This window comes from Candidatus Skiveiella danica, assembly GCF_022705245.1.
Taxonomy (GTDB): Bacteria; Pseudomonadota; Gammaproteobacteria; order Burkholderiales; family Burkholderiaceae_C; genus Skiveiella; species Skiveiella danica.
Window position 1 is genome coordinate 1 of sequence record NZ_JAKJEW010000089.1, and the last position, 1,052, is coordinate 1,052.

2 protein-coding genes are annotated in these 1,052 nt (G+C 59.3%); both read right to left on the reverse strand.

The features are described from left to right. A partial coding sequence (locus ACMUOY_RS20105) for a DEAD/DEAH box helicase (RefSeq protein WP_413894507.1) occupies positions 1-730 on the reverse strand: 730 nt, incomplete at its 3' end. A gap of 140 nt (positions 731-870) precedes the next feature. Further along, positions 871-1,052: hypothetical protein (locus ACMUOY_RS20110; protein ID WP_413894508.1), on the reverse strand; the 182-nt coding region annotated here is incomplete at its 5' end.

Here is a 1,052-nt window from a genome sequence, read left to right on the forward strand (position 1 = left end):
CCTTGGTGCGGCGGATGACGACCGCATTGAGACGGTGCCTATTGCGGATCATGTCCTGGTCGCTCTCGAAGAGCTCGGGGCTGAGCAACCGGATCAGCATCCAAAAACGGAAATGATCGCCCTGGTGCGGCGTTGCAGAAAGGAGAATGAGATCGCGGCAATGATCGCGGATGGCTTCGGCAAGTTTAAAATTCTCGGTCTTCTTGACCTTATTGCCGTAGCGATAAACGCTCAGGTGATGGGCTTCGTCGAAAACCACCAGATCCCAGGGTGGCGCAGCGAGAAGCTTCTTCACCCGCGCAGGGCGTTTGAGCGTATCGACCGAGACGATCAGGCGATTGTGCTTGGCAAAGGCGTTGGTTTTTCGGTCGGTAACATCCCCCTCGCTGCCGAACACCTCAAAATCGAGATTGAAAACCTCGTTCAGCTCCCTACGCCAGTTCTCCACCAGCCCGGCCGGGACGACCATAATGGCCCGGGCCAGCTCACCCCGGGAAGCGAGTTCGCGAAGGATGAGAGCGGCCTCGATGGTCTTACCCAGCCCGACCTCGTCGGCGACCAGGAAACGCTTGGGGCGGGCATTGGCCACCCGGTGGACCAGCACCACCTGGTGCGGCAACAAGTCCACCTTTGCAGAAGTCAAGGTCGCGGCGCTTTCCATCAGCGGCAGTTCTTCGGCTTCCACCGCCAACCAAAGCTGTTCCAGCCGATCCGGTGTTGCCGGAACCATGCTTTGGACGATCTGATCGAACCGGCACCTGCCGCTCCCCATGAGCGCGAAAGAAGACCGTGATGTACCCCGTCGGCTCTCGACCGACGACGACGCCATCTCCCAGCTCGGGGTGGTTGATCTTCAGGCCGGGCTGTATCTCATGAAATGCGTGCGACATAGTAGCCAACGATGACCTCTTCTCCTGGCTGGTCGCCTTCTCGAACAACCCGCTTCATATTGACTGTGGCGCTGCCATCCCAGAGCCCTTCCGAAAGCCGCACCTGCTTGCGGTCGCGGCGACGAAACAACACCTCCTCTTCCAGCGAAGTTTCCTCAAAGG